The organism is Streptomyces sp. NPDC057486 (genome assembly GCF_042802415.1).
Classification (GTDB): Bacteria; Actinomycetota; Actinomycetes; order Streptomycetales; family Streptomycetaceae; genus Streptomyces; species Streptomyces yanii.
The window spans coordinates 20,693-27,505 of record NZ_JBHVEE010000130.1 but is presented as its reverse complement, the minus strand read 5'-3'; the positions used below and the strand labels follow the sequence as shown (position 1 = coordinate 27,505).

6 protein-coding genes are annotated in these 6,813 nt (G+C 70.3%); all 6 read right to left on the bottom strand.

Annotated elements, in window-relative coordinates; all coding sequences use genetic code 11:
- Positions 1 to 365 precede the first annotated feature (365 nt).
- The 6 genes from ACFU6I_RS38445 to ACFU6I_RS38420 are packed head-to-tail and all read right to left on the bottom strand — an operon-like array spanning position 366 to position 6,807.
- Positions 366 to 2,069 (bottom strand): FAD-dependent oxidoreductase, encoded by a 1,704-nt coding sequence (locus ACFU6I_RS38445; protein WP_384375987.1) that lies wholly within the window; start codon positions 2,067 to 2,069, stop codon positions 366 to 368.
- A gap of 37 nt (positions 2,070 to 2,106) precedes the next feature.
- A complete protein-coding gene (locus ACFU6I_RS38440; protein ID WP_384375984.1) occupies positions 2,107 to 2,370 on the bottom strand; it encodes a UBP-type zinc finger domain-containing protein in 264 nt (87 codons plus the stop codon).
- A gap of 18 nt (positions 2,371 to 2,388) precedes the next feature.
- Positions 2,389 to 2,844, bottom strand: coding sequence for a thioredoxin (trxA, locus tag ACFU6I_RS38435; RefSeq protein ID WP_384375981.1), 456 nt, complete (start codon positions 2,842 to 2,844; stop codon positions 2,389 to 2,391).
- Positions 2,841 to 5,468, bottom strand: a complete 2,628-nt coding sequence (gene clpB / locus ACFU6I_RS38430; RefSeq protein ID WP_384375978.1) for an ATP-dependent chaperone ClpB — start codon at positions 5,466 to 5,468, stop codon at positions 2,841 to 2,843. Before clpB ends, trxA begins: the two co-directional genes overlap by 4 nt.
- Positions 5,459 to 5,842, bottom strand: coding sequence for a chaperone modulator CbpM (locus ACFU6I_RS38425; protein ID WP_384375974.1), 384 nt, complete (start codon positions 5,840 to 5,842; stop codon positions 5,459 to 5,461). Before ACFU6I_RS38425 ends, clpB begins: the two co-directional genes overlap by 10 nt.
- A complete protein-coding gene (locus ACFU6I_RS38420; RefSeq protein ID WP_384375971.1) occupies positions 5,839 to 6,807 on the bottom strand; it encodes a DnaJ C-terminal domain-containing protein in 969 nt (322 codons plus the stop codon). The genes ACFU6I_RS38425 and ACFU6I_RS38420 overlap by 4 nt, the downstream gene beginning before the upstream one ends.
- Between the last annotated feature and the right edge of the window lie 6 nt (positions 6,808 to 6,813).

The window sequence follows — 6,813 nt, the reverse complement described above, 5'->3', positions numbered from 1 at the left end:
GGCCTGGCTGCACACCTACAATCACCACCGCGGACACACCGCGCTCAAGGGTCAACCACCCGCCAGCCGCGTCCCCAACCTCACGGGTCAGTACACCTAGGGCGTGTGTCGGAAGTGCCGCCGTCCGCCCGAAGGGTGGGCCCGGCGGCGTCCGGTGCGTGCGACCGCAAGGCGGAGGGTCGTCCTCGTACTGGACGTACTCGGACGACCCCGACAACGCAGCGAGCGTGCGTGCCGGGCGTCGCGGGGCAGGCGGGACTTCCGACAGCCCCTGGGGACTCCTGGCCACCGCCGGCGTGGGCCCCCCGGCTGGCGACCACTTCGTCCTGTCGGAGTGACATGTCGGACGTGCGTTGCCACGTTGTTCACCCTCGGGTCATCGCGACCCTCGTCACGTGTCGACGTATGCCCGGAGATCCCACCCCCCGAAGGTGCTCGTGCACCAGGCGGACGGCCATCGCGCCCTCCCCCGCCGCGGAGGCCACCCGCTTGACCGAACCGCTGCGGACGTCGCCGACGGCAAAGAGTCCCGGGAGGCAGGTCTCCAGGGCGAGCGGGGCACGGGCAAGGTGGCGCCAGAGGTTCGCGGGAACGTCGACCACGTCCTGGCCCGTGCGGATGAAGCCCTGCGGGTCGAGGCCGACAGCCGCATCGAGCCAGGATGTGGCGGGGTGTGCGCCGATGAAGACGAACAGGGCGCGCGCCGCCAGCACCTGCCGTTCGCCGGTTCTGTTGTCCTGGACGAGAACGGACTCGACCCGGTCGCTGCCGGTGACTTGCCGAACCTCGGTGTTCACGAGCACATCGATCCGGGGGTGCCGTTCTATCCGGTCGATCAGGTAGCGGGACATGCTCTGGGTGAGGTCGCTGCCACGTACGAGCAGATGCACCGCGGGCGAATGACGTGCCAGGAACAGCGCGGCCTGGCCGGCGGGGTTGCCGCCGCCGACGACGGCCACGGGGTCCATGCGGCAGTTTCTCGCCTCCCAGAGGGTGGCGGCATAGTGGACCCCGGCTCCTTCGAGCCGTTCGACGCCGGGCGCGGGCAGGCGCCGGTACCGGGCGCCGGTCGCCACCACGACGGTGTGGGCGGAGATCGTGGCACCGTCGGTGAGCGTCACGACGTGGGACCCGTCCCGCTGTTCCAGGCGCGCGGCTTCGGCGGGGACGGTGATCCGGGCGCCGAACCGGTCGGCCTGGAGGGCGGCGCGTTCGGCGAGTTCGGTTCCGGAGATTCCGGCGGGGAATCCGAGGTAGTTCTCGATCCGGGAGGAGGTTCCGGCCTGACCACCGGTGGCCACGGCTTCCAGGACGACCGTGGCCAGTCCTTCGGAGGCCCCGTACACGGCCGCGGCCAGCCCCGCGGGTCCCGCGCCGACCACCAGCAGATCGCAGACGGCTTCTGTGGGGGTGTCGGAGCGCAGGCCTATCACCCGTGCCAGCTCGGCGTCGGTGGGGTTGCGCAGCACCCGGTCGTCGTGCCAGACGACCACGGGGGTCTCCTCGGGTGTCACTCCCACACGGCGCAGCAGCGTCTCGGCCTCGGTGTCCTTCTCCAGATCGATCCAACGATGCGGGAGCCGGTTACGGGCGGCGAACTCGAGCAGCCTCCGGGTGTCCGGGGAGAACGCGGAGCCGATGATCCTGAAACCGGTGGCCATCCCGGCCAGCAGGGTCCGACGCAGGAAGTAGGCGCGCAGGATGAGGTCGCCGAGCGCGGGTTCGCGGACGAGCAGGTCGCGCAGTTCGGCCGAACCGACGACCAGGACCTCACCGGGGGCACGGACCACGGCGCTGAGGAAGGCGGCCTGACCCTCGCGCAGGCCGAGCTCGCCGAGGAAACTCCCCGGACCATGGAGCTGGTAGGTCCTCTCGTGACCGCCATGGTCGTCCACCACGGCCACCGTGCCGCTGAGGACGACGAAGAATTCCTGACTGGGTCTGCCCGCCTGATAAAGCAGTTCGCCTTCGACGGTCGGCCACCACTGTCCACAGGCGCTCAGCACCTGGATCTGGTCGCCCGTCAATTGCGGGTACGCGTCATGCGGCGTGGGCGTTTCAGCGGTCACAGTGCACTTCCCTCGGGGCGGGTGAGAGCGGGAGAGCTCAGACCATGGCTTCGTGGACGAAACACCAGCGCCAGTCCTCACCGGGCTCGAAGGACCGCGCAATGGGATGTCCGGCCGTGTCGGCATGTCCGCGGGCATGGCGCATCGGGGACGAGTCGCAGCATCCGACATGACCACAGGTGAGACAGAGCCGGAGACGGACCTGGACGGAACCGAGGCGCAGGCATTCCTCGCACCCCTGCGGAGACCTGGCGGTGACGGGTCGGACCAGCGAGAGGTGCGGGTCGGGCGGGATGGTCATCGCGACCTCCAGGGTCGGTCAGGCGGGCTGGGCACTGTCCGTCAGTGCCTGCTCCACCCACTGGCGCAGCACCGGGGCCGACGCCGCACCGGCCTGGCGGGCGATGGTCCGGCCCCGGTCGAGAACCAGCAGGGTGGGGACGGCCTGGACCTCGAAGCGATGGGCGAGCGCCGGTGACTTGTCGATGTCGACCTTCACGAGTTTGATCCGGCCGGCCAGGTCGTCGGCGACCTTCTCCAGAGCGGGGCTGACCATTCGGCAGGGGCCGCACCAGGTGGCCCAGAAATCGACGAGGACCGGCAGACCGGCCTGCTCGGCGACGGTGCCGAAATCGGAGTCCCCCGCTTCGGCGATCCAGGGCAGCGGAGCTCGGCAGTTGCCGCACCGGGGGCGGCCCTGTGCGGCGGCGGGCACACGGTTGGTCCTGCCGCAGGTGCCGCAGCGGACGGTGTGACCGACCGGGGAGGCGCTCATGACGACTCCTGCGGCTCGTCCTGGAGAGTGAAGGTCAGTTCGTCGTCCTGGGAGTCGACCAGGATCGTCACGCCCTCGGTCGCCTCGCCGCTGAGCAGCGCGCGGCCGATCCTGGTCTCGACCTCGTGGGAGATGAAGCGGCGCAGCGGACGGGCGCCGTAGACCGGATCGTAGCCTTCGGCGGCGATGAGGCGGCGGGCCGGTTCGGTGAGGACGAGGGAGATGCGCTGGTCGGCGAGGCGGCGGCGCAGCTCGTCGAGGAGCAGGTCGACGATGCGTTCGATCTGTGCCAGGCCGAGCGGGTGGAACAGGACGATGTCGTCGATACGGTTGAGGAATTCGGGGCGGAAGTGGCTGTTGAGCTCGCCCATCACGAGTTCCCGTACCTCGGGCTTGATCTCGCCGGCGTCGGTGGCGTCCTCGAGCAGGTACGGGGATCCGAGGTTCGAGGTCATGATGACGACTGTGTTGCGGAAGTCGACGGTTCGCCCCTGGGCATCGGTGATCCTGCCGTCGTCCAGGACCTGGAGCAGCGTGTTGAAGACGTCGGTGTGGGCCTTCTCGATCTCGTCGAAGAGGACGACGGAGTACGGCTTGCGGCGCACTGCCTCGGTGAGCTGGCCGCCCTCCTCGTAACCGACGTATCCAGGAGGTGCGCCGACGAGGCGGCTCACGGTGTGCCTCTCCTGGTACTCGCTCATGTCGAGGCGGATCATGTTGCTCTCGCTGTCGAAGAGTGCGGCGGCGAGAGTCTTGGCCAGCTCGGTCTTTCCGACGCCCGTGGGGCCCAGGAAGATGAACGATCCGATGGGCCGGCGCGGGTCGCGCACTCCGGAACGAGCCCGGATCACGGCGTCGGCGACCAGTTGTACGGCCTCGTCCTGGCCGATGACCCGCTCGCGCAGGATCTCGTCCAGGCGCAGCAGTTTCTGCCGTTCGCCCTCCTGGAGCCGAGTGACGGGGATGCCGGTCCAGGCGGAGACGATCTCGGCGATCTCTTCGGCGGTGACCACCTCGCGCAGTAGCCGTGTCTCGCCCTGTTTGACGGCGAGTTGCTCCTCTTCGGCGGCAAGGCGGCGTTCGAGCTCGCTGATGGTGCCGTAGCGCAGCTGGGCGGCGCGGTTCAGGTCGTAGGCGCGTTCGGCCTCCTCGGCCTCCTGCCGGGCGCGTTCCAGTTCCTGACGCAGTTCCTGGACGCGGCGGATGGCCTGGCGTTCGGCCTCCCACTGGGCATGTTTGGCGTCCGCCTCGCTCCGCAGGTCGGCCAGTTCCCGGCGCAGGTCGTCCAGGCGGGCACGGCTTGCCGGGTCGGTCTCCTCGGCCAGGGCGGCCTCCTCGATCTCCAGCCGGGTCACCCGACGGGTGAGTTCGTCCAGTTCGGCCGGCATGGAGTCGATCTCGGTGCGCAGCCGCGCGCACGCCTCGTCGACCAGGTCGATGGCCTTGTCGGGGAGGAAGCGGTCGCTGATGTAGCGGTGGCTGAGGGTGGCGGCGGCGACCAGCGCGCCGTCCTGGATCTTGACGCCGTGGAAGATCTCCAGGCGCTCGCGGAGCCCACGCAGGATGGAGATCGCGTCCTCGACGGTCGGCTCGTCCACGAGGACGGTCTGGAAACGGCGTTCCAGGGCGGCATCGGACTCGACGTGCTTGCGGTACTCCTCCAGTGTGGTCGCGCCGATCATGTGCAGCTCGCCGCGGGCCAGCATCGGCTTGAGCATGTTGCCCGCGTCCATGGCGCCCTCGGCGGCGCCGGCACCGACGACGGTGTGCAGTTCGTCGACGAAGAGCAGGATCGAGCCTTCGGCACCCTTGACCTCCGCCAGAACGGCCTTGAGGCGTTCCTCGAACTCGCCGCGGTACTTGGCTCCGGCCACCAGTGAGCCCATGTCGAGCGAGAACACCGTCTTGTCCCGCAGCCCCTCCGGTACGTCACCGCGCACGATCCGCTGGGCCAGACCCTCGACGATGGCGGTCTTGCCGACGCCGGGTTCGCCGATCAGAACGGGGTTGTTCTTGGTCTTGCGGCTGAGGATCTGAATCACCCGCCGGATCTCTGCGTCCCGGCCGATCACCGGGTCGAGCCGACCGGTGCGGGCCTCCACCACCAAGTCGCGGCCGTATTTCTCCAGAGCCTCGTAGGCGGCTTCCGGGTTGGCGGAGGTAACCCTCTGGTGGCCACGCACCTGGGTGAGAGCCCCGAGGAAGGTGTCCTTGGTGACGCCCTGTTCGGCGAGCCGCCGACCGGCGGCGGTGGCCGAGCCCTCGTCCACCAGGGCCAGAACCAGGTGCTCGGTCGAAACGTATTCGTCCTTGAGGCGTTTGGCCTCCTGCTCCGCCGTGTCGAGCAGTCGGGCGAGGCGCTGGGTGACCATCACATGGCCGGGGGCGGCGCCCGGTCCGGTGGTGCGTGGGCGCTTGGCGAGATCGGCTTCGACGGCGCCCCGCAGCGCGGCCGGGTCGGCGCCGGCGCCGGCGAGCAGCCGGGTCGTCAGGCCGTCCTGCTGATCGAGCAACGCCAGAAGCAGATGCTCCCCGTCGACCTCGTTCTGGCCGAGCCGCACCGCCACGCTCTGCGCTTCCTGCAGCGCTTCCTGGGACTTCTGCGTGAGGCGGTTCATGTCCATTGCGTTCGCTCCTCGCCGGCTCGTTGGCTGCGCCTCAGCGCTCTCTCCAGATGATCGATACGGTCGAGCAGGTCCAGCACGACCCCGACGGCCGCGTAGTTGAGCGACAAACCGGCCCGCAGTCGCTGCACGCGGGCGACGGCCGACGGAGCGGTGGTACGGAACCACAGTCGCCCGTGGGCGTCCCGCTCGGCGTCCAGCAGCCCGAGGGCTACGAAACGGCGGACCATGTCGGGCGAGAGGCCGCTGCGTCGGGCGACACCGGACAGGGACAGCTCGTAGGGGGTGCTCCGGCAGATCCGGACCAGGGGATACTGCGCGACGGCACGGCCGTGTGCGGCGTCTTCGCCGGGAGAACGCTGATCGTCACTCATGCCTGCTTCCTCGGGTCGAAGGTCGAGGCCCCGGCCAGTTCCCCGAACAGCTCGCGTTCGCGCGGGCTCGGCGACGAGGGCACCATCACCTGGATCTCGGCGTAGAGGTCACCGGCCGCGCCCTTGGGGTGCGGCATCCCCTCCCCTCGCAGCCGCAGCCGCCGGCCGGTGGAGGTCCCCGGGGGGACGTGGACCTTGGCGGTGCCGCCGGGGCCGGAGACCGGCACGGTCGCCCCCAGGACGGCCTCCCAGGGTGTGACCGGCAGATCGACGTGGATGTCGCGGCCGGAGAGCCGGTACCGGGGGTGGGGGGCGATACGGACCAGGAGGTAGAGATCCCCCGCGGCGCCTTGGCCGCGGCCCCGGCCGCCCTCCCCCGCGAGCCGGATGCGCTGCCCGTCGACGACACCCGCGGGGATGTTCACGTCGTAGCTGCGCTCCCCGCCGGGGCCGCCCAGGGTGATCTTCCGCCGGCCACCGCGGTAGGCCTCTTCCACGGTGAGGGTGAGCTCGGCCTCCTGGTCGGCGCCGGGTGCCGGGGCCGGTCCGCGGCCCGCCCGGCCGCCGAACACACCCCCGAAGAGGTCCTCGAAGTCGAAGCCGGCGGTGTCGAAGTCCCCTTCCGTCCAGACCCTGGCGCCTCCGCGGCCCGCGTCCCGGCCCCCCTGGAAGGGGCCGCCGCGGTACGCTCCGGCCCCGCGGAAGCCCTGCGTCGCCGCGACCCTCTCGTCGTAGTCCTCCGGGATCTGCCGGAAGTCGGCGCCGAACCGGTCGTACCTGGCCCTGGTATCGGGGTCGGAGAGGACTCCGTACGCCTCGTTGATCTCCTTGAAGCGCTCCTCGGCGGCCGGATCCTTGTTGACATCCGGGTGGTGACGGCGGGCCAGGGTGCGGAATGCCTGCTGGATCTCGGCCGCGTCGGCGGTCCGGGGGACGCCCAGCACCTCGTAGTAGTCGCGTGCCATGGCGGC